Source organism: Aerosakkonema sp. BLCC-F183 (assembly GCF_041929145.1).
GTDB lineage: Bacteria > Cyanobacteriota > Cyanobacteriia > Cyanobacteriales > Aerosakkonemataceae > Aerosakkonema.
The window spans coordinates 60,357-85,323 of record NZ_JBHFNU010000075.1; the positions used below are offsets into that span (position 1 = coordinate 60,357).

23 protein-coding genes are annotated in these 24,967 nt (G+C 46.3%); 13 read left to right on the plus strand and 10 right to left on the minus strand.

From position 1 onward, the window contains the following. Window position 1 precedes the first annotated feature (1 nt). Window positions 2–193 carry a DUF433 domain-containing protein gene (locus ACE1CD_RS22600; protein WP_374826308.1) on the minus strand — a complete coding sequence of 64 codons (192 nt, stop codon included), beginning with the start codon at window positions 191–193 and terminating at the stop codon, window positions 2–4. A 75-nt stretch (window positions 194–268) separates the two neighbouring features. Beyond that, the gene (gene typA, locus ACE1CD_RS22605; protein ID WP_190464055.1) at window positions 269–2,059 is read right to left on the minus strand and encodes a translational GTPase TypA; all 1,791 of its coding nucleotides are present in this window, start codon (window positions 2,057–2,059) and stop codon (window positions 269–271) included. A gap of 162 nt (window positions 2,060–2,221) precedes the next feature. Between typA and ACE1CD_RS22610 the strand changes: the two genes are divergently transcribed. Beyond that, window positions 2,222–3,958, plus strand: a complete 1,737-nt coding sequence (locus tag ACE1CD_RS22610; protein ID WP_374793333.1) for a phosphatase PAP2 family protein — start codon at window positions 2,222–2,224, stop codon at window positions 3,956–3,958. Window positions 3,959–3,960: 2 nt separating this feature from the next. Here ACE1CD_RS22610 and ACE1CD_RS22615 read toward each other — a convergent pair whose 3' ends face one another. Beyond that, the gene (locus ACE1CD_RS22615; protein WP_374793331.1) at window positions 3,961–4,416 is read right to left on the minus strand and encodes a hypothetical protein; all 456 of its coding nucleotides are present in this window, start codon (window positions 4,414–4,416) and stop codon (window positions 3,961–3,963) included. Between the two features lie 124 nt (window positions 4,417–4,540). Between ACE1CD_RS22615 and ACE1CD_RS22620 the strand changes: the two genes are divergently transcribed. Continuing rightward, a complete protein-coding gene (locus ACE1CD_RS22620; protein ID WP_374793464.1) occupies window positions 4,541–4,753 on the plus strand; it encodes a helix-turn-helix domain-containing protein in 213 nt (70 codons plus the stop codon). Between the two features lie 185 nt (window positions 4,754–4,938). Beyond that, entirely contained in the window at window positions 4,939–6,465 is a 1,527-nt protein-coding gene (locus tag ACE1CD_RS22625; RefSeq protein ID WP_374826309.1) for a GMC family oxidoreductase, read from the plus strand. Window positions 6,466–6,597: 132 nt separating this feature from the next. Here the strand turns inward: ACE1CD_RS22625 and ACE1CD_RS22630 are convergent, their stop codons facing one another. The 3 genes from ACE1CD_RS22630 to ACE1CD_RS22640 all read right to left on the minus strand — a co-directional run bounded on the left by ACE1CD_RS22630 (window position 6,598) and on the right by ACE1CD_RS22640 (window position 9,594). Next, window positions 6,598–8,565, minus strand: a complete 1,968-nt coding sequence (locus ACE1CD_RS22630; RefSeq protein ID WP_374826310.1) for a PQQ-dependent sugar dehydrogenase — start codon at window positions 8,563–8,565, stop codon at window positions 6,598–6,600. Window positions 8,566–9,218: 653 nt separating this feature from the next. Further along, window positions 9,219–9,392 carry a hypothetical protein gene (locus ACE1CD_RS22635; protein ID WP_190464059.1) on the minus strand — a complete coding sequence of 58 codons (174 nt, stop codon included), beginning with the start codon at window positions 9,390–9,392 and terminating at the stop codon, window positions 9,219–9,221. A 13-nt stretch (window positions 9,393–9,405) separates the two neighbouring features. Next, window positions 9,406–9,594, minus strand: coding sequence for a hypothetical protein (locus ACE1CD_RS22640; RefSeq protein ID WP_374826311.1), 189 nt, complete (start codon window positions 9,592–9,594; stop codon window positions 9,406–9,408). 718 nt (window positions 9,595–10,312) lie between these two features. On the opposite strand from ACE1CD_RS22640, the gene dnaG reads away from it, so the two are divergent. Continuing rightward, entirely contained in the window at window positions 10,313–12,238 is a 1,926-nt protein-coding gene (dnaG, locus tag ACE1CD_RS22645; protein WP_374826312.1) for a DNA primase, read from the plus strand. Window positions 12,239–12,407: 169 nt separating this feature from the next. Here dnaG and ACE1CD_RS22650 read toward each other — a convergent pair whose 3' ends face one another. After that, entirely contained in the window at window positions 12,408–12,917 is a 510-nt protein-coding gene (locus ACE1CD_RS22650) for a pentapeptide repeat-containing protein (RefSeq protein ID WP_374793322.1), read from the minus strand. Window positions 12,918–12,931: 14 nt separating this feature from the next. Here ACE1CD_RS22650 and ACE1CD_RS22655 point away from each other — a divergent pair, with 14 nt between their 5' ends. Then, window positions 12,932–13,468, plus strand: coding sequence for a YraN family protein (locus tag ACE1CD_RS22655; protein ID WP_374793321.1), 537 nt, complete (start codon window positions 12,932–12,934; stop codon window positions 13,466–13,468). Between the two features lie 12 nt (window positions 13,469–13,480). Here the strand turns inward: ACE1CD_RS22655 and ACE1CD_RS22660 are convergent, their stop codons facing one another. Next, on the minus strand, window positions 13,481–13,870 hold the full coding sequence (locus ACE1CD_RS22660) for a hypothetical protein (protein WP_374793319.1): 390 nt from the start codon (window positions 13,868–13,870) through the stop codon (window positions 13,481–13,483). A 384-nt stretch (window positions 13,871–14,254) separates the two neighbouring features. On the opposite strand from ACE1CD_RS22660, the gene queA reads away from it, so the two are divergent. Further along, window positions 14,255–15,418, plus strand: coding sequence for a tRNA preQ1(34) S-adenosylmethionine ribosyltransferase-isomerase QueA (gene queA, locus ACE1CD_RS22665; protein WP_374826313.1), 1,164 nt, complete (start codon window positions 14,255–14,257; stop codon window positions 15,416–15,418). A 124-nt stretch (window positions 15,419–15,542) separates the two neighbouring features. Next, the gene (locus ACE1CD_RS22670) at window positions 15,543–16,478 is read left to right on the plus strand and encodes a tetratricopeptide repeat protein (protein ID WP_374793315.1); all 936 of its coding nucleotides are present in this window, start codon (window positions 15,543–15,545) and stop codon (window positions 16,476–16,478) included. 147 nt (window positions 16,479–16,625) lie between these two features. On the opposite strand, the gene ACE1CD_RS22675 is transcribed toward ACE1CD_RS22670, so the two are convergent. Continuing rightward, window positions 16,626–17,321 (minus strand): potassium channel family protein, encoded by a 696-nt coding sequence (locus tag ACE1CD_RS22675; RefSeq protein ID WP_374793313.1) that lies wholly within the window; start codon window positions 17,319–17,321, stop codon window positions 16,626–16,628. Between the two features lie 64 nt (window positions 17,322–17,385). Beyond that, a complete protein-coding gene (locus ACE1CD_RS22680; protein ID WP_374793311.1) occupies window positions 17,386–18,720 on the minus strand; it encodes a TrkH family potassium uptake protein in 1,335 nt (444 codons plus the stop codon). 172 nt (window positions 18,721–18,892) lie between these two features. On the opposite strand from ACE1CD_RS22680, the gene ACE1CD_RS22685 reads away from it, so the two are divergent. From ACE1CD_RS22685 to cobA, 6 genes are all read left to right on the plus strand, one after another. Continuing rightward, a complete protein-coding gene (locus tag ACE1CD_RS22685; RefSeq protein WP_374826366.1) occupies window positions 18,893–19,744 on the plus strand; it encodes a methyltransferase domain-containing protein in 852 nt (283 codons plus the stop codon). A gap of 132 nt (window positions 19,745–19,876) precedes the next feature. Beyond that, on the plus strand, window positions 19,877–20,821 hold the full coding sequence (locus ACE1CD_RS22690) for a homogentisate phytyltransferase (RefSeq protein WP_374793460.1): 945 nt from the start codon (window positions 19,877–19,879) through the stop codon (window positions 20,819–20,821). A 513-nt stretch (window positions 20,822–21,334) separates the two neighbouring features. Then, complete coding sequence (locus tag ACE1CD_RS22695; protein WP_374793309.1) at window positions 21,335–21,799, plus strand: hypothetical protein; 465 nt, start codon at window positions 21,335–21,337, stop codon at window positions 21,797–21,799. A gap of 36 nt (window positions 21,800–21,835) precedes the next feature. After that, window positions 21,836–22,168, plus strand: a complete 333-nt coding sequence (locus ACE1CD_RS22700) for a translation initiation factor (RefSeq protein WP_374793307.1) — start codon at window positions 21,836–21,838, stop codon at window positions 22,166–22,168. 148 nt (window positions 22,169–22,316) lie between these two features. Further along, window positions 22,317–23,054 carry a tetratricopeptide repeat protein gene (locus ACE1CD_RS22705; RefSeq protein ID WP_374793305.1) on the plus strand — a complete coding sequence of 246 codons (738 nt, stop codon included), beginning with the start codon at window positions 22,317–22,319 and terminating at the stop codon, window positions 23,052–23,054. A 27-nt stretch (window positions 23,055–23,081) separates the two neighbouring features. Continuing rightward, window positions 23,082–24,743 (plus strand): uroporphyrinogen-III C-methyltransferase, encoded by a 1,662-nt coding sequence (cobA, locus tag ACE1CD_RS22710; RefSeq protein ID WP_374826314.1) that lies wholly within the window; start codon window positions 23,082–23,084, stop codon window positions 24,741–24,743. Window positions 24,744–24,967: the final 224 nt, after the last annotated feature.

Sequence of the window (24,967 nt, forward strand, 5' to 3'; positions counted from 1 at the left end):
TTTAGGTGGCGTAGCTCAAACACGCCTTAATATCTTTTTGCGTCACTCCTGGATAATTCCGCAAAATATCCGCTTCCGACCATCCCTGAGCCAGAAGCTCAATTATAAACTCTACCGCTAAGCGAGTACCTTTGATAACTGGTTTTCCTACTAAAATTTCAGGGTCGATAACAATTCGCTCTTGCCAACTCATCAGGTTTCTCCTTTCCCCAGTTATCAACATTATCAAAAAATAAGGTGGGCATTGCCCACCCTACTTTTTAGCTTTTTAGCGTTTCACCAACTTCTTCGCCATCTTCCGCAGACGAATTGACTTCGGCGTTACCTCTACCAATTCATCCGAGCCGATGTATTCCAAAGCACGCTCCAAACTCATATCTACGGGTGCTTGTAACTGCACCAACTCTTCACCGCTGGAGGCGCGGTGGTTAGTCAGCTGCTTGGTTTTGCAGATGTTGAGTTCCAAGTCTTGAGGTCGGTTGTTTTCCCCGACAATCATACCCTTGTAAACTTTCGTACCTGGGGTAATGAAGAAGACGCCGCGATCTTCCGCGTTCTTCATCGCGTAGAAAGTGGAAACGCCTTCCTCAAAAGCAATCAAGACACCGTTGCGGCGCAGTTCCACATCACCGCTGAGGGGTCGGTAGTCGAGGAAGCTGTGATTCATGATACCTTCGCCGCGAGTCATACGCATGATTTCACCTCGGAAACCGATCAAACCGCGTGCGGGGATGACAAACTCTAGCTGGGTGCGTCCGTTACCGCCAACCTGCATATCTTGCATTTCGCCACGGCGCTGACCTAAGCGTTCGATACAGCTACCGACGCTTTCTTCGGGAACGTCCAACACGAGATACTCGAAGGGTTCGCAGGGTTGACCGTTGACTTCGCGATAGATAACTTGCGGTTGGGATACTTGGAATTCGTAACCTTCGCGGCGCATGGTTTCGATGAGGATACCCAGGTGCAATTCGCCGCGACCGGAAACGAGGAATTTGTCGGGGGAGTCGGTTTCTTCGACGCGGAGGGCGACGTTGGTTTCCAATTCTCGCATGAGTCGATCGCGCAATTGCCGGGAAGTAACAAATTGTCCTTCCTGTCCGCAGAACGGCGAATCGTTCACCGAGAACGTCATCTGCAAGGTAGGTTCGTCTACTTTAATCAGCGGTAAAGCTTGCGGTTCGTCGGGACAGGTAATCGTTTCCCCAATATTGGCATCCGCGAAACCTGCTACGGCGACGATGTTTCCGGCGGAAGCTTCTGCCATTTCAATGCGCTTCAAGCCTTCAAATCCCATCAATTTGGTGATTTTGGCTTTCACAATTGCACCGGTTTCCGTTACTAAAGCCGCTTGCTGACCCGCTTTGATCGTACCGTTGTGGATGCGACCGATGACTATCCGACCCAGATAGTCGGAATAGTCTAAAGTTGTCACTTGCAGTTGCAGCGACTTGTTCGGGTCTCCGACCGGTGGCGGTACGTGGTGCAAAATAGCATCAAACAAAGGCTGCATATCTTTGCCTTCGTCTTTGAGGTCTTCTTTGGCGTATCCACCCAAACCGGAGGCAAATAGATAGGGAAAATCGCATTGGTCGTCATCTGCACCTAATTCTAGGAACAGGTCTAATACTTTGTCGATCGCTTTATGCGGTTCTGCTTGCGGGCGATCGATCTTATTCACCACTACAATAGGACGCAATCCCTTTTCCAGGGCTTTTTTCAGTACGAAGCGGGTTTGGGGCATTGGGCCTTCGTTGGCATCTACAATCAGCAGACAGCCATCCACCATACCCAACACCCGTTCGACTTCACCGCCAAAGTCAGCGTGTCCGGGGGTATCAACTATATTGATCAGCGTGTCTTTATATTTAACGGCTGTGTTCTTTGCCAGAATAGTAATGCCGCGCTCCCGCTCGATCGCGTTGGAGTCCATGACGCAATCAGGTACTTCTTCCCCTTCGCGGAAGATGCCGGATTGTTTGAGCAGAGCATCAACTAGAGTGGTTTTGCCGTGGTCTACGTGGGCAATAATGGCAACGTTGCGAATCGGGAGCGTCATAGCAGCCTTTGAGAACAGGGAGTTAGCGAAAACAGTAATAAATCTTTAACAATCTTAGCTTATTTACAGACGTAAGCGCTCGTGTGGCTAGGTATGAGAAAATATACTCATTGTCAAAAGCCATCGGATAGATATTTGACTACCTATCCGTAAATTACCAACATGACTCTTAAGATATTTGATGCCGCTTTTTACCAAGCTGTACATTCTGACTTGCCAGCGGCAGGTTTGACTACCGAGACTCAACTGTTTGAACACTTACAGAAGTTTGGTCTGAACGAGGGACGCCAATTTTTACCGTTGGTAGACCTAAACTTCTATCGCGAGAACAACAGCGATTTAGCTTCTTTTAGCAACGAGCAATTATTCGAGCATCTGCAAACACACGGAATTGCTGAGGGACGGATATTTTCTCGGTTGGTAAACTTAAACTTCTATCGGGAGAACAACAGCGATTTAGCTTCTTTGAACAACGAGCAATTATTCGAGCATCTGCAAACTCGCGGACTGGCGGAGGGACGCCGCTTCTCTGAGGTTGTCGATCTGGACTTCTATCTAGAGAATAACGCAGATGTAAATCAAACTTACGGTGGCGATCGCTCTATTGCCCTATCCCACTTAAACGTTTTGGGCTTGACGGAAAGACGCCAATTTTCACCTACTTTCCAGTTCGATCCGGCATTCAACAACTTTGTTTCTGCCGATGCCACCAATGTAGTTATTGATTGGAATCAAACCCTGCTGAATGCGATGCGGGTAGAGAGAACGTCAGGCGGGATGGCAACTCGGAATATGGCAATGGTACATACAGCAATTTACGATGCTGTTAATGCTATTGCAAAGACTTACACTCCCTACCGAGTAGAAGCACAAGCACCTGCTTTTGCTTCCCCTGAAGCAGCGGCAGCTGCGGCGGCACATCGCGTTTTAGTCAATGCCTACCCCCAACAAAAAGCTAGCTTGGATGCGGCATTGGCGTCATCTCTGGCGCAAGTTCCCGACGGTAAATCGGAAAGTGATGGCGTTGCCTTGGGCCAATTTGTAGCCGATCGCATTATCGAGTGGCGGAGTACGGATGGTTCAAACATCCAAGTTCCTTACACGCCACAACCCAATCCCGGTAGCTGGGTACCGACTCCCCCCAGCTTTGCACCCGCAACAACACCTCAATGGGCGGATGTTACGCCTTTTGGGATGAGAAGTACATCTCAGTTCCGCGTGACTGGGCCAAAGCCTTTGAGTAGCACCGAATACGCAGCCGAGTTCAATTTAGTTAAAGAATTGGGCAGCAAAAATAGCGCTACTCGCACTGCCGAACAAACAGAAATTGCCAGATTTTGGGCGGGCAGTCCGAATGCTTTTACCCCACCCACTTTCTGGAATCAAATCGCACAAGAAATGTCTTTAAGGCATGGCAATACTCTCCTGGAAGATGCCCGTATGTTCGCTTTGTTGAATATTGCATTGGCTGACACTTCCATTGCCAGTTGGGATACCAAGTATGCCTATAATTCTTGGCGACCGATTACAGCCATTCGACAAGCTGACACCGATAATAATCCGCTGACAGAAACCGATCCGAACTGGGAACCTCTGTTGGGTACTCCGGCGTTTCCCGGTTACGTATCGGGACACAGTGCCCAAAGTGGCGCGGCAGAGATAGTTTTGAGTTCTATCTTCGGTAACGATGTCAGTTTTACTGCCAATGCGCTAGATAATCCCAACATTTCGCGATCGTATGATAGTTTTTCGCAAGCAGCAGAGGAAACCTCGATCAGCCGTCTTTATGCGGGAGTTCATTTCTCATCTGATAATACAGATGGGCTGCTGTTGGGGAGGTCTGTCGCCAATTACATTGTTGAGAACTTGTTGTTGAATAACGATATGACAATTATGTAGAGCTACGTTGAGGGAGTTTGCCAGCTGTATTGCTGTGTTAGCTCCTCATAAATGCTTTGCAATAACTGCACAGATGCTAAATTGAAACCAAAGTTGATTTGGCTCGCCAATTCTCCCCATTTGTGCAGTTGTGTCAAAGAACCAGCTTGCTGAAATTTTTGGGTGTAAAATTCCACCCAAAATTGAGGCGCTGCATATGTCCCGATCTTCCGCCAACGCTTGCGCCAAGCGAGAAAGTCCTTGGTGGTGGGTGGTTCGACTTCTACGATCGGCGGCAAGTCGGCGTAGCTGACAAATCTGCTGATGCCTTCTCCCACTACCAGGATAACGTGCGCCCAACAGCGGATTTGTGTAAGCTGTTCCGGATGCACTCCCAGAAGCTGGGCTATTGCTTCTGCGGTAACAAAACGAGTTTGTGGATGAACTACTGTTGATTCTTGCTGAATTGTTGCTACCATATAAATGACTTCCCCTTTTGGGGTTTTGTTTTTGACTAGCGTTCGCCCTTCAGATTGCTACCTGGGAGGGCGATTGCTTTTAATTATCATAAAATTGTAGTTGAATATTCAGCTGCTGTCAAGTATGGGATTGGTCAAACTGCGAATTAGAGAGTTTGCTGCGAAAGAGGGTTGGTCGCTCAAGGAAGTATCCGATCGCGCGGGAGTCCCCTACAGCACAATAAAAACTTATGCCTTGTCTGATGGAATGGCAATGGCTGATGTGACTGCCTTATTTAAGTTAGCGCGGGCATTTAATATTTTGGTTGAAGATTTGGTGGAGATAGTCAAGGAATAGTCATTCGATTTTGGATTTTGGATTTTGGATTTTGGATTTTGGATTGACCCCACGGATAAATGCGGGGGCTTGTATCCATTTTCGATCTCGGTCAGAGTCGCTTCTGATACTGTAACTGCTGAGGATGTTTTGTTTGAGTTGTACCCCGATGTTCAATAATATTCAGTTAAAAATATCGGGATGTCATGAATCAATACGATTATGTTGTAATTGGTGCAGGCTCGGCAGGCTGTGTAGTTGCCAATCGCCTCACAGAAGATGGTGAAACGACGGTATTATTGCTAGAAGCGGGGAATCCACCCACAAAACCGGAGATCCAAGTTCCGGTATTTTGGCCAAAACTACTGGGAACAGAAGTAGATTGGGCTTATTGGACAGAAGAAGAACCGTATCTGAACAAACGCAAAGTGTTTTGTGCGCGAGGGAAGGTTTTGGGTGGCTGTAGTTCGATCAATGCCACCATCTATATTAGAGGTAACCGTCACGATTTCGATTCCTGGCAAGCATTGGGCAATCCAGGCTGGAGTTACGAAGATGTGTTGCCCTACTTCCTGAAATCGCAAAATCAACAGCGCGGCGCATCGCCATTTCACGCCGTTGGCGGTTTGTTGAACGTTAGCGATATCATCGATCCGAATGAGATCTCGCACCGATTTGTAGAAGTTGCGGCGACAATGGGGTACGATCGCAATCCTGATTTCAATGGCGCACAACAGGAAGGCGCGGGATTGTATCAATTGACCGTTAAAGATGGTCAACGCCACAGTACAGCAGCAGCATTTCTGATCCCGTTTCTCGATCGCTCTAATCTAACAGTTCAAACAGGCGCTTTAGTAACACAGTTACTGTTTGAGGGAACGCGCACCGTTGGCGTAGAATACCTGCATGAAGGCACGCTGCATCAAGTTCGAGTCAGCAAAGAAGCGATCCTTTCGGCAGGAGCGTTTGATTCCCCCAAACTGCTGATGCTCTCTGGAATTGGGAATGCAGAAAAATTGCGATCGCTAGACATTCCCGTCCTCGTCAATCTGCCAGGAGTCGGTCAGAATCTTCAAGATCACATTTGTGTCACAGTAGCATATCGCGCCACTAAAAATCTGCAACCAGCCCTCACCAGCAATATCGCAGAAGCCGGATTATTTCTGCACACCGAGAGCAATTTAGATGCTGTCCCCGATTTGCAGTTGTTCTTTAGTCCCGTTTTATGGGTGCCTTCCGGCTATCCCCAAGACGGGCCAGGATTCGCCGGGACAGCCTGCCTGACCCATTCCCAAAGTCGCGGCAATGTCACCTTGCGTTCTGCTGACCCCAAAGACTCACCCGCGATTCGGATGAACTATCTGCAAAGTGAATCAGATGTGCAAAAGCTGGTGACAGGGATAAAAATTATCCGTCAGTTGTTGGACTCACAAGGATTTGATGAGTTTCGCGGCGAGGAAGTTGCTCCTGGCGCAGATGTATCCAGCGACGAAGCACTGCAAACTTACATCCGGGAAGTTGCCACTACTATTTGGCACCCTGTCGGCACCTGCAAGATGGGAACTGATCCCGATGCGGTGGTAGACTCGGAACTGCGGGTACATGGCGTTGAGGGATTGCGTGTTGTTGATGCCTCAATTATGCCTACCATTACTACCGGAAACACGAACGCACCCACAATTATGATTGGTGAAAAAGCAGCCGATTTGATTAAATCCGCAGGTCGTGTTTGACAGCTTTGATTATCGCCCTTATTCAAAGGGAAGAGTGGGGGAGTGGAGGAATTAATATTTTCCCTTTTTCTTCTTCTCTCTTCCCTCTTCCCGACGCCCTAACCCCTAACCCCTAGCCCCGACGCCCTAGCCCTAATATTGAACTCGATAAATGCGGTTATTGGCATCATCAGTAACGAGCATACTACCATCGGGTAAAGTTTGCAAACCCGTAGGTCTTCCCCAAGTCGTCGGTACAGCGGGATCTAATAGAAAACCGTTGAGAAAATCTTGATAGTAACCTAGAGGATTACCATTGGCGTCGAAAGGCGCGAACACAACTTTGTAACCGGTACCGCGATCGCGATTCCAAGAACCGTGCAAGGCGACAAACGCTCCGTTACGATATTCTTGGGGGAAAGTTTGACCGTTGTAAAATTCCAATCCCAAAGGTGCAGAATGTGCTTGGAACAAAACATCGGGTGTTGTAGTACTTGCCGCTAATTCGGGATTTTCGCTTTGGCCGTTAACTGTGCGGCGCGGATCGAATAGATTGGGTGATAGATAAGTATAAGGCCAACCGTAAAATTCACCTGCATTCAAACTGGTGAGGTAATCTGGAACTAAGTCGTCACCTAAACCATCGCGTTCGTTCACCACAGTGTAAAGTTGGCCGTTTGTCGGGTTAAATTCGAGTCCGACTGGATTTCGCAAACCGAAAGCAAATGTTTGCTGGTTAGAACCATCAAGATTCATCACCTGTACGGAGGCGCGTGGCAAAGGTTCTACATTAACATTAGAAGCAGATCCGATCGCTACATACAATTTCTGTCCATCTGGAGAAAGCGCGAGGTTGCGCGTGGAGTGTCCGCCAGTCGGTAAGTCAGCGATTTTCTCGCCTGTTCCGATTAATTGCAACTGACCGTTACTGTAGGGAAAGCGCACCACGGCATTAGTATTGCCAAGATAGAAGTAATTGTCGACAAAAACCATCCCAAATGGTTGATTTAATCCGTTTGACTGACTGGCAAAAGTGGTGCGAACATCGGCGACGCCATCTGCGTTGCTATCCCGTAACAAACTAATCCGATTTTGGGATGTTTCCGCTACCAAAACATCGCCGGTGGGAGTAACAGCTAACCAACGCGGACTTGCCAAACCAGCGGCAAATACGTTTACTTCAAAACCCGCCGGTACTTGCAGTGAGGGATTATCTGGAATTGGCACTGTTTGGGAAAATTTGGTGGCGCTTTCGGTTTGGAAAGGCGGCGGTAATGAGTCGAGGGTAACATTTATCGGTGTCGATGAAATCGGTGCGGCGGTGACGATGCTGTTGTTAAAAGGAATGCTAGATAAAAGGTTGTTGACATTGTTGGCTTCTGCTGCTAATAAGCTATCTACTGAAACAATGCGATCGCTTCCGATTTGATTCGGCAATACTCCCTCAACCCAACCCAAAATTGTACCGTCAGATTTCACTCTAATTATAGTATCAGAACTTCCAGCAGCGAGAGAACCTATTTCCAGAGAAATGTCTGCCGCCGTTAAACCACCCGTCAAACCAATGCGATTGAAACCGTTATTAAATTCGCGGATAATATCTGCTAAAGCTGGATCGTTTACGGCGGTATCGGTTCGCAGTACAACTGTGTCTTGACCTTCTCCACCGATTAAAGTATCTTTGCCAAAATCTCCCACTAAAATATCATTTCCTTCCAGACCGTTGAGAAGGTCATCGCCTTTACCGCCAAATAAAATATCGTTGCCTTTGTCGCCGGAAATTTGGTCGTTTCCCTGATTGCCGTAAAGATAATCGTCCTCGCTACCGCCGAAAAGAATATCCGCATCGTTATCGCCAAATAAGATATCTTTCCCCTGATTTCCGTAGAGGTAGTCGTTGCCTTTGCCACCATACACCGCATCCGTACCTTCGCCGCCAGATACGGTATCGTTACCTTGATTGCCGTTAATCATTTCTGGCGCAGAGTCACCGCCAATATAATCATTTCCTTCTAATCCGCGCAGTCCGAACGGCAATCCACCCAGCAATCCCGCCGTTACTTGAAAATTATCGGCATTGGCAGTTAAGTCATAAAAGCCATCTAAATTTGGGCCTGACATAGCTGTTTCCTACCTGCAACCAATACTTACAATCTTACGCATCTAAGCAATAAATCTATCTGCTTTCATCTGCGCTTATAAATATTCTAAAATCTATCTCCAGATAGAAGTTAAAGTGAAGAACTTTTCAAACTTGCCAAAATTAAATTAATTGCGTGCTGAGTATATGGCTCGATCGCATTCTCATGCTCAGTCTCAATTTGCGATCGGCTTTGGGAATAAATACAGATGCGATCGCTTAATTTTAATCGATAATAAATTTACCACTTTTATTCAAAAATGTCAACTATCAATATATAGGTTTTTCGCAGATTGTTGGCCAATCCAGCTTTATTTTATGAGACCTCAAAGCCTATTACTGCGTGTTTCGGTAAATATACCCATATTTAAAGAAGCTTTTTTGAACAAAGCGATCGCTTTTATTAAAAAAATGGGTAAATTATTAACGTAAGTTGCTAGTTATTAATTTTGGGTAAATTTGTGGTTTGTAGGGTGCGTCAGACCATAAATCCGATCGACAGCATTAGGGTTTGAGCGTCTGACGCACCCTACTAATTGTGCCAGTTGCGTAAGTCCTGCTATAGTTAAATTATAGGAAGCACCCTTGGTTTCAATTAGTTGAATTGAGCAGTCGAGCGGGTATTTACCCAAACTCAGCTTTGTTTTTGCGTCGTTTCTTTGTTCATTTTTTCGGCTTTATCAGCTATTGCCTTTAAAGCCATGCGAATTGTCCAAGACGAAGTGCCAGGATTGGTTTCGATTTCCCCGATCAGAGTATTTAATTCGTCAATTACCTTTTGCAGGGGTTGATTAGTCATGACTGGCATATTCATTAATCTCTTAAGCTTCCGCAGCTTGCAAATGACAAGGAGTGTTTTTTGTATTTTCGTCACAAAATGCAGCCTGATGAGCCGCATTTTCTGGCTCGATACTTTGGCAGTTTTCTGGCTCTATTTTAGTACAATTAGCATGATGTATTTGAGCTTCTTCGTAAGCCAATGCCATATGAAGGTAGGCTAGAATTTCCATATGTTTTTCCTCACAAAATTATCATTTTTGATTTTATTGAAGTGGAAATATCGCCTGGGTTACGGTCGTAGTTGACCAGTTCATTGAGCGTCATTGTCAATTAGGTTTCTAAATCCACTTTGGTGAAGGAGAAGAGTCATTTAACGGTAGACACTCTGGGAACTGGCTGAAGTTTTATGCGATCGCTATCCTCGGTCGCTTAGTGGAAATCTTCTCGCCTGTCTAAATAAAGATACTGTTAAAATAACTGTGTTTCAGGAAATCTTTGCGCGTCTACAGAGTAATAACCGCAGTATGTTTGTTGGATATTATCAAAACAACCTGATGCAATTGCACAATCCGGATAATCTACGGATTGCTAATATAAAGATTGAGTAAAGTTTAAATAAAAAATTTTTAAAGCGATCGGGTTAGGTAAAATTGCGGTACTTGGGGTAGATATTTCTATCACAAAATGAAGCCATTTTCTGGTAGGTTGGGTTGAGAGAAGCGAAACCCAACGCATTTTTTGGATGATCCGGCGGGAATGTCTAATAGACATTTCCGCCAAAATAATCTCAAAAGGCAGGCAGGATGCCTACCCCACCAGAATTTTTGGAGATGTCTAATAGACATTTCCGCCAAAAGAATCTCAAAAGTCAGGCAGGATGCCTACCCCACCAGAATTTTTGGAGAGGTCTAATAGAGAAGGAACAGTTAGCACAGAGGCAACCAAGCAATGCAAGTTCCGCGCCTGCACCCAGACACGATCGAACAAGTCAAACAGCGAGTCGATATTGTAGATGTAATATCCGATCGCGTCGTCCTACGCAAGCGGGGCAAAGACTTCGTAGGCTTATGTCCCTTCCATGACGAAAAAAGCCCCAGCTTCACCGTCAGTCCGCAAAAGCAGATGTATTACTGCTTCGGCTGTCAAGCTGGCGGTAGCGCCATCAACTTCCTCATGCAAGTGGAAAAACAATCCTTCAGCGATGTAGTGCTGGAATTGGCGCGACGCTACGCTGTGCCGGTGCAAACCCTCGAACCCGAACAGCGACAAGAACTGCAACGCCAAATCACTCTCCGGGAACAGCTTTACCAAATACTGGCGGTGACGGCAGCATTCTACCAGCACGCATTGCGCCAACCCCAAGGACAACAAGCTTTAGAATATCTCAAATCCCAACGGCAGCTGAGCGAAGAAACCATCCAGCAGTTTCAACTCGGCTATGCACCGGCGGGTTGGGAAACTCTCTACCGCTACCTTGTAGAACAAAAAGGCTATGCCGTGCATTTGGTGGAACAAGCCGGGTTGATTAAACCGCGCAAAGAGGGTGGTGGTTATTATGACGTATTTCGCGATCGTCTGATTATCCCCATTTGCGATATGCAAGGCAAAGTTATCGCTTTTGGCGGTCGCACTCTCACCAACGAACAACCCAAATATCTCAACTCGCCAGAAACGCAACTATTTAATAAAGGTAAAACTCTGTTTGCGTTAGATAAAGCTAAAGACGCGATTGCCAAGCAAGACCGAGCTATCCTGGTAGAGGGGTATTTTGATGCGATCGCACTCCACTCCGCAGGGATTACCAACGCCGTCGCTTCACTCGGCACTGCTCTCAACATCGATCGAATTCGTTATTTATTGCGTTACACCGACTCGAAACAACTCGTACTCAACTTCGACGCTGACAAAGCCGGTACTACCGCCGCCGAAAGAGCAATCGGGGAAATTGCAGACTTAGCCTACCGGGGAGAGGTGCAGTTACGCATACTCAACATTCCCGATGGCAAAGACGCCGATGAATATCTCAAAACCCATTCCCACGAAGAGTATCGCCAGTTGGTAACAGATGCGCCACTGTGGTTAGACTGGCAAATCCAGCAAATCGTAGCTGGAAAAAACCTCAAACAAGCCGATCGATATCAGCAAGCATATCAGCAAATGATGAAATTGCTGCACAATATCCTCAATCCAGATATGCGGACGCACTACATCACTCGTTGTGCAGAAATTCTCAGCCAAGGCGAAGCGGGACTGGTATCGATGATTGCCCAAAATATGATCGTCGAATTGAGAAATCCCCGCCGCAGTGGGCCAATTGGGTCCGTGCCTGGGCGTCCTCAACCTGCTAAACCGGTTCCCAGTTTACCGGAAGGAAACCGATTAGAGCGAGCGGAAGCTTTACTTTTGCGCCTTTATCTGCATTGTCCTTACCAGCGTCAAGCGATCGCAGATATCTTAGAGGAGCGAGATTTGGAATTTAGCCTTTCTCACCATAGATTTTTATGGGCGCAGATTTTGGAGATCCAGGAAACATATCCACAGTTAGAACTAGACCCGATCTCTAAGTTGCAAGACAAACGCCTGGAATTCCCAGACGAAATGGCCCAAGTTGGTCACCTGTTTCAATTAGATGAGTTGAGAAAGTTGGATATCACCCGTGCTGCGGAATTAATTCGAGCTGCTGTCACTCGTATGGAACAAGTGATGTGTAAAAAACAATCTCGTTATTTTCGAGAACTTTGGGAAAAGACTAACATTGCGATCGAACAAGAACGCGGCGAGAAATTCAGCCAAGAATATCGCACCGCCGCACAGCGCAGCATCGAACTCGATCGACTTTGCCAAGTTTCCTTCTCTGATTTAATCGAAATTTAATTTAAAGGAAAAAACGGGAGAGCGGAGGAGCTAAAAGTCAAAAGTCAAAAGTCAAAAGTCACTCATTAAGAATTTCTTCCCGCTATCTCATTCTCCCACTCCCCCGCTCCCCCACTCCCCCACTCCCCCACTCCCCCACTCCCCCGCTCCCCCGCTCCCCCGCCCTTTTTTAAGGACAATACAAAGTCTCGCGAGTATCGCGTCCGGTCACCGGATTAGTCCCTTTAGCAACTGCACAAAGGATTTTGATCTGATCGTCGCGCAGGATCACATCGGTGAAATCAGCACCATCGACGATCGCACCATCGAATTTAGCATTGAAGGCAAAAGCACCTTCCAGAATTGCATTGGTTAAATTAGCCTTCATAAAACGGGCTGTGGCTACCGTAGCATAGCTGAGGTCGGCTCCCTCTAAATTAGCTAAATTTAGAACAGCCCCGAAAAGACTGACTCCCCGCAAATCAGTATGACTCAGGTTACTGTTGCGGAGATTGGCTTGGTTGAATTTGGAATCTGTGAGGTCGCGTCCGGAGAAATCTGCACCAACTAGGTTCTCTTTGGTGTAGTCCAAAGCCCAAGCTGGAGCCGAAATCCCTCCAAAAGCCGTTAGGCAGATAGCTACCCAAAGCCATAAACTGAGTAATATTCTCGCGATCCGATTTTTTAAACTTAAATTCATGCTCGTACCAGTTGATGGCAAACCGTTCAGTATCTCATTATCCCGATCTCGGTGCATTAGGTGAAGACCTGGTTGCCGAATGGTTGCGATCGCAAGGCTGGTCGATATTGCATCGTCGCTGGTATTGTCGTTGGGGAGAGTTGGACATCATTGCCCAAAACAGTGAATCGGCAGATTTGGTATTTGTAGAGGTAAAAACCCGCAGTCGGGGAAATTGGGATGCAGACGGCCTGCTGTCGATCTCGCTGCAAAAACAAGCTAAACTTTGGCAAGCAGTGCTGTTATTTTTAGCCGCACACCCAGAACTGGCAGACCGTCCGTGTCGATTTGATGTAGCTTTGGTTAGGTGTCAGCGGCTGGGTAGAAAGCCTTACCGTAATTCCAATTTTAAAGCTATAGATAGTTACTACTTAGATCCCCCATCGGCAGATGACCAAAAAGGAAACAATGCGGAGCAATCTTCGCTAACTGGGAAGCCAGCTGCACAGAAAACAGGATATCGACTTGTCTTGCAGCAGTATATTCAGTCAGCCTTTGATTTTGAAGGTTAGATTTCTCTTCTCTTATGCCAGAGTTTCTGGGCAGTATCCCAAACCATTGACAAATTGGCGGCGAAATGCTTCTATTTCTTCGCGATCGGGTCTACCGTGAGAAACTACTGCCACTTGGTAGCGGCGCATCACGTCAATGGGCGACTGTCCCGCATCCAAACTCCAAAGTGCCATTTTGACACGGACTTCCGGTTGGTGGGGAATTCCCAATTCGTTTAGGAATGCTCGAAAGTCTCCATGCAGTTGTGGGTCTAAAGAAGTTTTCATTTTAACCTTCACTACCCAGCCATCAATCTGATGGAGAACTGTGACTGAGTAAAGAGGAAATTGGCGATTCGCGTGCAGGTACTCAACTATTCTTTGAGTAAGGCTGGCATTCGCGAGAAAATATAAGTATTCCATAAATTTACTTGAGGAGCCTAGCGAATGTTATACCTATATTTTTGCGAGGAATTGTGGTTTACAAATAGGGGGTAAACCCCCAAGCTTTACTGGGGAGTTTTACCCAATTTTTTGATTTTATATTGAGATTTATTAATTAATTATAACTCTACATTACTGAAAAGATAAAAAACTTTACAAATAGATTTTGGTTAGGCTAGATAGATATAGCATAGATGGCTCAAATTAGGCAAAATTTAGCATATTCCTTGACACAGCGACAAATTCTGCCTTGGCACGATCGATCCGAGATTCAATCCCCATGTATCCTGATTAAATTGCGAGAGTCAGCCTTGGGAAGCAGAAGCGATTTAAAATTCAATACGTAGATCGTCACCCAGTCCAGTGCCTAATAAAGATGAAGATTTATTCTTATCCGCATACGATTACCAATTACCAGAAGAGCGAATCGCACAAAATCCGGCGATCCCCAGGGATAGCTCTCGCTTGCTGGTAGTAAATTCTCCCTCCCACCACAGCCACCATATATTTCGCGACTTACCCAACTTGCTCAAATCAGGCGATTTGCTAGTGCTGAACAACACTCGCACGATCCCAGCCAGACTTTACGGTCGCAAAATCAGCGGTACAGCAGTAGAAGTTTTACTGTTGGAAGAGCTGGAAAACAACAGCTGGTTAGCTTTGGTGAAGCCAGGTAAACGCTTGCCGCCAGGAACGAAAATACTATTTGAAGCTCAACAACCCCACCCCCAACCCCTCCCCGTCGCACGAGGAGGGGAGAATGGGGAGGATTTTCAATTCCCAATCCAAAATCCAAAATCCAAAATCCAAAATAAACTCACCGCTACAGTTGTGGCTAGAGATGAAGCTACGGGTGGGCGAATTTTGCAATTTGAATTGCCGCCAAGAACTTCTTTAATTCAAGTTTTGGGACAATTCGGTCATGTACCTTTGCCACCTTACATAAAAAATTCCCAGTCTCACCCAGAACAATATCAAACAGTTTATGGCGAAAGACCGGGTGCGATCGCAGCTCCGACAGCGGGACTGCACTTTACAACCGAGTTACTCAAACAGTTGCAAGAAAAAGGAATCGAACAGGCATACGTAACCCTGCACGTCGGTGTAGGAACGTTTCGACCCGTTGAAGCAGAGGACATTACAGCTCACAAAATGCACTCCGAATGGGTCGAGGTATCGCCGGAAACGGTCGCCAAAATCCGCACCACCCAGCGTCGAGGAGGTCGAGTGATTGCAGTGGGAACAACAGTAGTGCGATCGTTGGAAGGAGCTGCTGTTAGCGGAGAATTACAACCTTTTTGCGGTAAAACCGAATTATTTATCTATCCCGGTTACAAGTGGCGCGTAGTGGAGGGACTGATTACTAACTTTCACCTCCCCCGTTCTAGCTTGCTGATGCTCCTCAGTGCAATGATTGGACGCGATCGCTTGCTCTCATTGTACCGAGAAGCGATCGCCTGCGAGTACCGCTTCTATTCCTTTGGCGATGCCATGTTGATTTTGCCGGAAGCAAAGCCACCAAATTGATCGAGAAAAATGGTTCTTTTGGAATCTTTATGCAAAAATTCATTTACAAACATTTTCTCCCCCACTCCCCCGCTCCCCCGCTCCCCCGCTCCCAAAGTTGGCATACTAAAAACTAAAGAACCAAATGTTTAAAAAGCACCCCGCAATCTATATAATTGCCGCCGCTATCAGTATCGCTTGTTCGTCTGTGCTGTCGCCAACCCATGCAGCGAGCGATATCCCAGGAACGAAGCAGCTAGTTCGAGGTATTGTTACTCAAGATCTGGAGGCGGCTGGTTACTTCCAACAAGGAGTCAATAGCTACAACCAGAGAGACTTGGATATCGCCGCCGTCGCTTTTCGCAAAGCACTGGAACGAGACCCCAAAATTGCTCCGGCGCACTTTTACCTGGGCAATATTTTTAACGAAAAAGGCCGCACTGGGGAAGCGATCGCTCAATACCAGCAAGCGCTTGCTCTCAATCCAGATTTAGAAGAAGCTCACTATAACTTGGGAGTGATTTATTATCAGCAAGGTCAAGTCGATGCTGCCATCGCCGCATATGAAAGAACCCTTGCCATCAATCCCGAAAATTCCTATGCTTACTATAACTTAGGCGCGATCTATTATCAACTCGATCGGCTAGAAGAAGCGAATGTAGCCTACAGACAAACGATTCGCCTAAATCCCGACAATGCCGATGCTTACTACAACTTGGGAATTGTCTTAGAAAAGCAAGGGCAATTGGAGGCGGCAGCGGTTGCATACCAAAAAGCAGTTGAAATCAGTCCGAATTTAGCAGCAGGCTACAATAGTTTAGGCAATATTTTAAGCAGACAAAATCAGCCAGAAGAGGCGATCGCAGCTTATAGAGAAGCCATTCGCCTTCAGCCCAACGAGCCATCCGCACACTATAATTTGGGCGTTATTTTGTACTATCAAGAGCAGCTCAAAGATGCAGTTCGCCCCCTCAAGAGAGCTAGGGACTTATACAGATCCCAAGGTCAGACCTCTAAAGCCGATGAAGTCGATCTCCTGATACAACAAATTGAGGTGCTGCGGAAACAACCCAGGCGCTAGAAAAGTCAAAAGTCAAAAGTCAAAAGTCAAAAAGAAGAGGAAAAAGAAAAAAGGAAAAAATTAATTCTGCTTGGTCGCGCCTCTGCGCCTCTGTCCTCTTACCGACGCCTTTCCTTATTTTGACTTTTGACTTTTGACTTTTGACTTTCAAATTGGCAACTTATTGATATCTTTATTCGAGCCGATCACAACGATCGCCGAACCTTTAAGAAGCCGTCTGTTAGGATCGGGATTAATCTCAAATTTGCCTTCGTGACTTACCGCTAGCAAGTTCAAACCATAACGACTGCGGAGTTTGAGTTCGGCGATCGTTTTGTTGTGAAATTCATCTGGAACGATCAGTTCCACAATGCTGTTTTCAGTATCTAAATCAAAACGGTCTAAAATGGCTGGTTTGGTGAGCGATCGCGCCAGCGCACAACCCGCCTCAAACTCCGGATAAACCACATGATCCGCTCCCACACGCTTCAATAGCTTCACATGGACTTCCGATGAAGCTTTCGCGACAACGTGAGCCACACCAGCTTCTTTCAAATTCAGAGTTGTAATGATACTTTCTTGGATATAATTACCAATCGCAATAATCACCGTATCAAACTCAAAAATACCCGCTTCTTTTAGCGCTGTCGGTTCGGTTGAATCCAATTGCACTGCATGAGAAACTAGCTGGTCGGTCAAAGCTTGGGAAACTCGTTTTTCGTCAACGTCAGTTCCCAGAACTTGGTATCCCATATTGTGCAAAGATGAGCAGACAGATCGACCAAAACGACCCAATCCAATTACCGCAAACTGTTGATTGTCTTTACGCAAACTGCGAAAAAAACTTAGAGATGACAGGTTCATACCAATACCTTTTATCACACACACTTTCTGTTATTTGCTTTCTGTTATTTGTGCTATTGCTTAACTACCCAACGAGTAAGTTTTCTTCTGGATAGCGAACTGCACTGGGACGGGGGTCTCCCAGAATAGCGGCCATCATCAGTAAAACCCCTACTCTTCCAATGTACATTGTCGAAATTATAATCAGTTTTGCCGCAGGTGTAATGCTAGCTGTAATCCCTGTAGAAAGACCGACTGTTGCAAACGCCGAGACAACTTCAAACAGTATTTGACTAAACTGCAACTCTGGATCGGTAATTGAAATTAAAATTGTCGATACCACTACGGTGGCAAACGAACCAACCAATACACCAACTGCTTTTATAATCAGGCTTAATGCCACTTGGCGATGATAAAGTTGAACTTCTTCTTTGCCTTGCAAAATGGCTTTTGTGCAACTGGTTAAAACTCGCAATGTTGTCGTTTTAATCCCGCCACCAGTGCCACCAGGACTTGCGCCAATAAACATAAGTGCAATCGTCAGAAATAAACCAGCCTGGGTCATTTTGCTAAAGTCAATAGTATTAAAGCCAGCGGTTCTAGGCGTTACAGATTGAAACCAAGCTGTCAATAATTTATCTTTTAAACTAAGATATCCTAATGTTTCTGGATTTCTACTTTCTATACAAAATAATGCTATAGATCCGGACAATAAAAGTATAATTGTTGTGCTGGTAGCTACCTTAAAATTCAGCGATAATACCTGGCAATATGGTTTTCTCAAAATGCGATCGCGCAGCCATACGTAGATTTCAAAAATTACCTGGTAGCCGATGCCACCCAAAATAATCAATCCCGTTACAACCAAATTTACTAACACCGATGATTGATAGCCAATCAAGTTATCCCTAAATAAACTAAAACCGGCATTATTCCAAGAGTTAATACTGTGAAAAATTGACAACCACAGCCCATAATTAAAACCGTGGTCAGGCACAAACACAAACATCAGCAGAAAAATTCCCGTAATTTCAAAAATCATTGTAGTAGCAATGACCGACCGAATTACTTGGGCGCTATCCTGTATACCGGGACGATCCAAAGCTTGCTGAATCGCCATTTTCTGCCTGAGATCGAACCTGCGGCCCACGAGCAAGATCAGGAAAGTGGTTGTGGTCATGTAGCCGAGTCCGCCAATTTGAACCAAAGCGACAATAAAAAATTGACCCCAAAAAGAAAAATATGTACCTGGGTCTACAACCGATAAACCGGTCACGCAAACGGCAGAGGTCGATGTGAACAGGGCTACGAGCGGGTTGTTCCACATTCCGCTACTGGTGGAGAACGGCATCATCAGCAGAAGAGTTCCTACGGCAATAACGGTGAGAAATCCCAGGCAAATGCTTCTTGATATGGTCATGGAAAATTTGGTTTAATAATCTTCTTTGAAGCTTACTCCTAAAGGAGTACTTTCTCGATCGCAAAATTTTCTCCTTCGTTGCTTTGTGAGTCATAGACTGGAAAAAGAAGCGTGTACTGCGGAGCGATCGTCTGCTAGGCTAATTCCGGTTTGTATGAATACACAGCAATCGATGACTTCAACTCTTTATCAGCAAATTCAGCAATTCTACGATGCGTCCTCCAGTCTGTGGGAACAGATTTGGGGAGAACATATGCACCACGGCTACTATGGGCCCAATGGCGACCTCAAAAAAGACCGTCGTCAGGCGCAAATTGACCTGATCGAAGAACTGCTCAGCTGGGCAGGAGTACAGCACGCCGATCGTATCCTCGATGTAGGCTGCGGAATTGGTGGCAGCACTCTTTACCTTGCAGAAAAGTTTAACGCATCTGCCTGGGGAATTACACTCAGCCCCGTACAAGCAGCTAGGGCCAAAGAACGAGCCTTAGCAGCTCGACTGAGTGCCAAAACTGATTTCCAGGTCGCCGATGCCCTCAATATGCCTTTTGCTGACGCCTCCTTTGACTTTGTTTGGGCGCTGGAAAGTGGCGAACATATGCCTGATAAGGTGAAGTTTATGCAGGAGTGCGATCGAGTGTTAAAGCCAGGGGGAACGTTCCTGATGGTAACTTGGTGTCATCGTCCCGCAACGCCTCCCAATGCCCCCCTCACGCCAGATGAGCAAAAGCATTTAGAGGAGATTTATCGAGTTTATTGCTTACCTTATGTGATTTCGCTGCCGGAATACGAAGCGATCGCCCGCAACCTCTCCTTCCAAAATATCAGAACCGCAGATTGGTCAAAAGCTGTCGCGCCATTTTGGGATACAGTCATAGATTCTGCTTTCGATCTCAGAGCTATCTTCGGTTTACTTTGCAGCGGCTGGGGTACAATCCAGGCAGCACTGTCTTTAGGATTAATGAAGCAAGGCTATGAGCGCGGGTTAATTAGATTTGGTTTGCTCTGTGCTAATAAGCAGTAACAATCATCACGGACACAGACAAAGCGATCGTTTTTCTGCTTTGGTTCTGGCATTATTTTTTTGTAGCGGTGTTGGTGCTTTCTGTAGTCATATAGGTAGCTTGTGAGTCAGATTATCCCCGATCGTTCTGGTATAACCGATACTTCTCATCCGCAGGGAGTGCGGCAATATGCTGCTGGGATTTACTCTTTCTGGAAATTCTCTCGTCCCCATACCATAATCGGTACAACCCTGAGTGTTTTAGGCTTGTATTTAATTGCCCAATCTGCATATAATGGCAATTTCCACCTGCAACTGTGGCAGTTATGGGGAACTTGGATTGCCTGTCTGTGCGGCAATATCTACATTGTCGGACTAAATCAGCTAGAAGATATTGAAATCGATCGCATTAATAAACCGCATTTGCCCTTAGCTGCGGGTGAATTTTCGCTACGCCAAGCTCAGTTAATTGTTGGCATTACAGGCATATTGGCACTGATATTCGCTTGGTTGATGGGGCCGTTTTTGCTGTTGATGGTAAGCGTTAGTTTGGCAATTGGCACTGCTTATTCTTTGCCGCCAATTCGGTTGAAACGATTTCCATTTTGGGCGGCGTTGTGTATTTTTAGCGTGCGCGGAGCGATCGTTAATATCGGACTGTTTTTGCACTTTAACCAAAAATTGCACAACGCGCAAGAGATAATTGTAACGGGAGAAGTTTGGGCGCTGACGCTGTTCATTTTGGTGTTTACATTTGCGATCGCCATTTTTAAAGACGTTCCCGATATAGAAGGCGATCGCCAATACAACATCAGCACTTTTACAATCAAACTGGGCGCGGTGGCTGTGTTTAATTTAGCACGTTGGGTGTTAACCCTATGCTATGTGGGGATGAGCGTTGCTGGCTTACTCTATCTGGCATCGGTAAACCAAGTTTTTCTAATTGTCACTCATTTAATAATGCTAGGTTTGATGTGGTGGCGAAGTGGGAGTGTAGACTTGCACGATAAAAGTGCGATCGCCCAGTTTTACCAATTCATCTGGAAATTGTTTTTCCTGGAGTATCTCATTTTTCCTGCCGCCTGTCTTTTGAATTAAAATAATTATTTTTGGTTCGTTTTGGTATATGAAATATGTCCATAAATAACGAACCAAAAAATAATAAAATAATGGCGAATAATATTCTACTGTAAATAAATTTAGGATCGGAAAAAAATAGGGTAAAACCTCGGATTTCAAGGACAATCATCAAAAAAATTCCGAATTTGAAGCTTTGTAGGATTGTGGCGGAGCAAATCCAAAATCCAAAATCCAAAATCCAAAATCCGGTGACTTATTTATCCAGCCTAAGATGCCGTATCTTACCAGAGGACGAACAAACCTTCTATCTAAGGCTGGAGGTAACTATTTGCAGATGTCGTCACTATTGAAATAACAGACAAGCAAATATAGCTGTTGTAGCTGCGAAACGGTAATGCTGGCGATCGCAAGCAGGCCAGCTTTATTTGCACTCAGAAATTAATTGAAGGAAAACACTCTTTTTTCTGGCGGCGCAGGTTGACAAACTGCGCTACAAGCTGCTGCCAATAGCCTAAAACCAGAGGAGAAACAATGAATAAAATATTCGCTCAGACAAAAATTTCGCGTACAATTGCCTTGCTGCTGACAGCATTCCTAAGTTTGCCACTTTTGACCGCCTGCGGAGGATCGAATGAAGCGATTCCACCCCGCGACAGTAGGTATCCAGCAGGTCAAACTTCCCGTCCAGTTACACCCCAAGCGCGTCAGGGGTTGTCAACCGGCCAGAAAGTGGCTATCTTGGCAGGAGCTGCTGCACTTTACTATCTCTACAACCAGCATAGAAATAAGCAAGAGCAAGGGCCGCAGGGCAAGTACTACCTTTCTAAGAACGGACGAGTTTACTACCGGGATGCACAAGGCGCAGCTCATTGGGTAACGCCGCCACCAGAAGGAATTCGAGTTCCGGAGTCGGAAGCGCAACGATATCGAGATTTCCAGGGTTATAACGGACAGTCCACAGGGCGCGATTTAACCGACTTAGCACCCGCACAGTAAGTCCCGATTTTGACACAAATTTAACGGAGATAAATCATGGTAGATAGATTTTTGCGAAACGTGACCGATGCCATCTTTGGCAATAACGATCGACGATCGGAAGAAGAATACAATGATTACGATCGCCCAGTCCGTCCCGCTAGTGAAGACCCCTACGGTGACCCCGCAGATGTGGGAATGTTCGGCAATGTCCGTCCCGCCAGTGAAGACCCCTACGGTGACCCCGCAGATGGAGGAATGTTCGGCAATGTCCGTCCCGCTAGCGAAGACCCCTACGGCGACCCCGCCGATGTAGGAATGTTCCCCGATATTCGTCCCGCCAGTGAAGACCCTTACGGCGACCCCGCAGACCAGGAGTCCCGCTGGTAAAGGTAAACCGCGAATCTTCAGCTGAATCTGGATGTGCGATCGCACAATAATAAAGGCAGAGCAATTATTGCTACTGCCTTTTGTTGATTTAGTCAACCTCTAAATCTTCTGTCACACTAGGCTTAGAGCTACGATTACGGATCTGCTAATGTCTCATCAACTCAAACGCAAACACCTGCTTTTGGCTACTGTCATCAGTCTGAGCCTATCTACTTTTGGTTGTTCTTCATCAGGGTCAAACTCGCCAAACGCCAACTCTACCCCATCAGCTTCGCCAGCAACTTCGGCATCAGCTTCAAACCCACAGGATTCTAACCCAACGCCGCCAGCTTCCCCAGCAGCCTCCGGACAAACAGATACTGCCAATACTCAAACAGCCCCAGCCCCAGCCCCAGCCCCTGTAGAAAAAGGCAGCGCTGCGGATTACTATCAACAAGGTATTGAAAAGGTCAAACAACAAGATTTCAAGACCGCAGAGGAATTATGGAACAAATCGCTTCAGCTAGACCCTAAAAATGCAGAGGTTCACTCTAACATGGGTGTGCTTCTCCAACGTCAGGGTAAGCTAGATGAGGCAACCTCTCACTACAAGGAATCTGTTCGCCTCGCTCCCGATAATCCAGAGACTCATATTAAATTAGCCGTGGCTTTGGGTCAACAGCGCAAACTAGACGAATCGATCGCACAATCAAAAGAAGCCATTCGCCTCAAGCCCGACTTTGCACAAGCTCATTATGTCTTAGCATTAGGTTTATCCGAACAAGGCAAGAAAGAGGAAGCGCTCGCCAGTTTGAGAACAACTAGAGATTTATTGCAAAGCCAGGGTCAAAAAGAGCAAGCTGGTAAAGTCGATGAAATCATTCAAAAAGTGAACGAACAAAAGTAAAAAATTGGCGTTCGCAAAAGCGAAACTATGACCGAGCAAAAAGGCAAAGTCTACTTGGTGGGTGCTGGGCCTTCCGATGTGGCCTACCTCACTGTGAGGGCGCAACAGCTGTTAGCGCAAGCAGAAGTTCTGGTCTACGACGCCCTTGTCGATGGGCGACTGTTGCACCTAGTACCGCTCAATTGCTGCTTGTTTGATGTGGGCAAACGCGGCGGACGCCCCAGCATTAAGCAAGCAGAAATCGATCGCTTGCTGGTAGAACAATGTCAGCAAGGAAAGCAGGTAGTGCGGCTCAAAAGTGGCGATCCGTTCATTTTCGGTCGTTGTGGCTCGGAAATTGAGAGCTTGCTGGCAGCAGGTTGTCCTTTTGAAGTGGTGCCGGGAATTTCTTCGGCGCTAGCAGCACCGCTGTTTGCGGGAATTCCTCTGACTGACCCGGTGTTGAGTCGATGTTTTGCAGTTCTCAGCGGTCACGACCCAGCGGAGTTAGATTGGGAGACGCTCTCTGGCATTGACACGCTGGTAATTTTGATGGGAGGGCGTTATTTGGCGGAAATTGTCGATCGCCTGCAACGATACGGACGTTCGCCAAAAACTCCCGTCGCGGTAATTCGCTGGGCGGGACATCCCCAACAACAAGTTTGGACAGGAGAACTGGGCAATATTGTTCAAGTCACTGCTGGGGTGTCTCTCTCGCCAGCAGTGATCGCGATCGGGGAAGTTGTGGGGTTACGCCCATATTTACTTAGCGGCGATTCTGGTTGTAAAGTGGCGATCGAGATCGAGGATGATTTAAAATTCGACACTGAGAATCCTCAACCGCAAATTTCTATCGCCGTGACCAATACCGAAGACTCAAGATCGATCGATTTTCAACAAATTTCTGCTTCTCTTCTCCCCTCTCGGTCTGACAAAGAGAGGTTGCTTCCTCTGGCTGGCAAAACTATCCTGGTGACTCGATCGGTGGGTCAATCTGGCGAGTTTGGTGACCTGTTGCAACAAGCAGGCGCAAAGGTAATTGAAATGCCTGCACTGTCAATTGGCCCTCCTTCCAGTTGGGAGAGTTTAGATGGTGCGATCGCAAATCTTCGCACTTTTCACTGGTTAATTCTCACTTCCACCAACGGCGTAGACTATTTCTTTGAACGACTGCAAGCACAAGGCAAAGACGCCCGCGCTCTAGCTACCCTCAAAATTGCTGTAGTTGGCAAAAAAACAGCCCAACGCCTGCAACAACACTCTGTCACGCCCGATTTTATTCCCCCAGACTTTGTGGCCGATTCCCTCGTGGCAAATTTCCCAGAACAATTACCAGGCCAAAAAATTCTCTTCCCCAGAGTGGAAACTGGGGGGCGAGAAGTACTGGTACAAGAATTAACCGCTCAAGGCGCTGTTGTCGTGGAAGTATCGGCTTATCAGTCTCAGTGTCCGACGGATATACCGCCAGAAGCTTTCGACGCTCTACAGCGCAAAGCAGTGGATGCAGTTACTTTTGCTAGTTCCAAAACCGTCCAATGTTTCGATCGGCTGGTACAAGCATCTCTACCTCCGGATGTTTTGGAGGGCGTTTGCATTGCTTCCATTGGCCCTCAAACTTCCAAAACTTGTCAGCAGTTACTGGGACGAGTCGATGTAGAGGCGAAAGAATATACTCTGGAAGGTTTATTAAAAGCTTTAATGGAGATTTAAGATTATGTTTGGTAAAGGGTATAATTTTATACCGAAATTGCCAGTAAAATCGCCGAAATTTATCATACGAACAAAAAGTCTAAAATTTTTCTTGACAAACACTTTTAGATTTTTATCTATAGGTAAAATAAAAAATAACACCTGCTAGGCTTCCATAAGTACCTTTGTGGGCAAACCATAACTTTGAAAGTAAATAGTAAGAATAGTTTGCTAAAATAAACAGG

Bases quoted from the DNA above. Each gene is read 5' to 3' on its own strand.
- ACE1CD_RS22675 (WP_374793313.1), bottom strand. From the start codon at position 17,321: ATGAACCTGTCATCTCTAAGTTTTTTTCGCAGTTTGCGTAAAGACAAT.
- ACE1CD_RS22610 (WP_374793333.1), top strand. From the start codon at position 2,222: ATGACTCTTAAGATATTTGATGCCGCTTTTTACCAAGCTGTACATTCT.
- ACE1CD_RS22655 (WP_374793321.1), top strand. From the start codon at position 12,932: ATGGCAAACCGTTCAGTATCTCATTATCCCGATCTCGGTGCATTAGGT.
- ACE1CD_RS22670 (WP_374793315.1), top strand. From the start codon at position 15,543: ATGTTTAAAAAGCACCCCGCAATCTATATAATTGCCGCCGCTATCAGT.
- ACE1CD_RS22630 (WP_374826310.1), bottom strand. From the start codon at position 8,565: ATGTCAGGCCCAAATTTAGATGGCTTTTATGACTTAACTGCCAATGCC.
- ACE1CD_RS22695 (WP_374793309.1), top strand. From the start codon at position 21,335: ATGAATAAAATATTCGCTCAGACAAAAATTTCGCGTACAATTGCCTTG.
- ACE1CD_RS22600 (WP_374826308.1), bottom strand. From the start codon at position 193: ATGAGTTGGCAAGAGCGAATTGTTATCGACCCTGAAATTTTAGTAGGA.
- ACE1CD_RS22620 (WP_374793464.1), top strand. From the start codon at position 4,541: ATGGGATTGGTCAAACTGCGAATTAGAGAGTTTGCTGCGAAAGAGGGT.
- ACE1CD_RS22615 (WP_374793331.1), bottom strand. From the start codon at position 4,416: ATGGTAGCAACAATTCAGCAAGAATCAACAGTAGTTCATCCACAAACT.
- ACE1CD_RS22700 (WP_374793307.1), top strand. From the start codon at position 21,836: ATGGTAGATAGATTTTTGCGAAACGTGACCGATGCCATCTTTGGCAAT.
- ACE1CD_RS22705 (WP_374793305.1), top strand. From the start codon at position 22,317: ATGTCTCATCAACTCAAACGCAAACACCTGCTTTTGGCTACTGTCATC.
- ACE1CD_RS22635 (WP_190464059.1), bottom strand. From the start codon at position 9,392: ATGCCAGTCATGACTAATCAACCCCTGCAAAAGGTAATTGACGAATTA.
- ACE1CD_RS22650 (WP_374793322.1), bottom strand. From the start codon at position 12,917: ATGAATTTAAGTTTAAAAAATCGGATCGCGAGAATATTACTCAGTTTA.
- ACE1CD_RS22625 (WP_374826309.1), top strand. From the start codon at position 4,939: ATGAATCAATACGATTATGTTGTAATTGGTGCAGGCTCGGCAGGCTGT.
- dnaG (WP_374826312.1), top strand. From the start codon at position 10,313: ATGCAAGTTCCGCGCCTGCACCCAGACACGATCGAACAAGTCAAACAG.
- ACE1CD_RS22640 (WP_374826311.1), bottom strand. From the start codon at position 9,594: ATGGAAATTCTAGCCTACCTTCATATGGCATTGGCTTACGAAGAAGCT.
- ACE1CD_RS22660 (WP_374793319.1), bottom strand. From the start codon at position 13,870: ATGGAATACTTATATTTTCTCGCGAATGCCAGCCTTACTCAAAGAATA.
- ACE1CD_RS22680 (WP_374793311.1), bottom strand. From the start codon at position 18,720: ATGACCATATCAAGAAGCATTTGCCTGGGATTTCTCACCGTTATTGCC.
- typA (WP_190464055.1), bottom strand. From the start codon at position 2,059: ATGACGCTCCCGATTCGCAACGTTGCCATTATTGCCCACGTAGACCAC.
- ACE1CD_RS22685 (WP_374826366.1), top strand. From the start codon at position 18,893: ATGACTTCAACTCTTTATCAGCAAATTCAGCAATTCTACGATGCGTCC.
- cobA (WP_374826314.1), top strand. From the start codon at position 23,082: ATGACCGAGCAAAAAGGCAAAGTCTACTTGGTGGGTGCTGGGCCTTCC.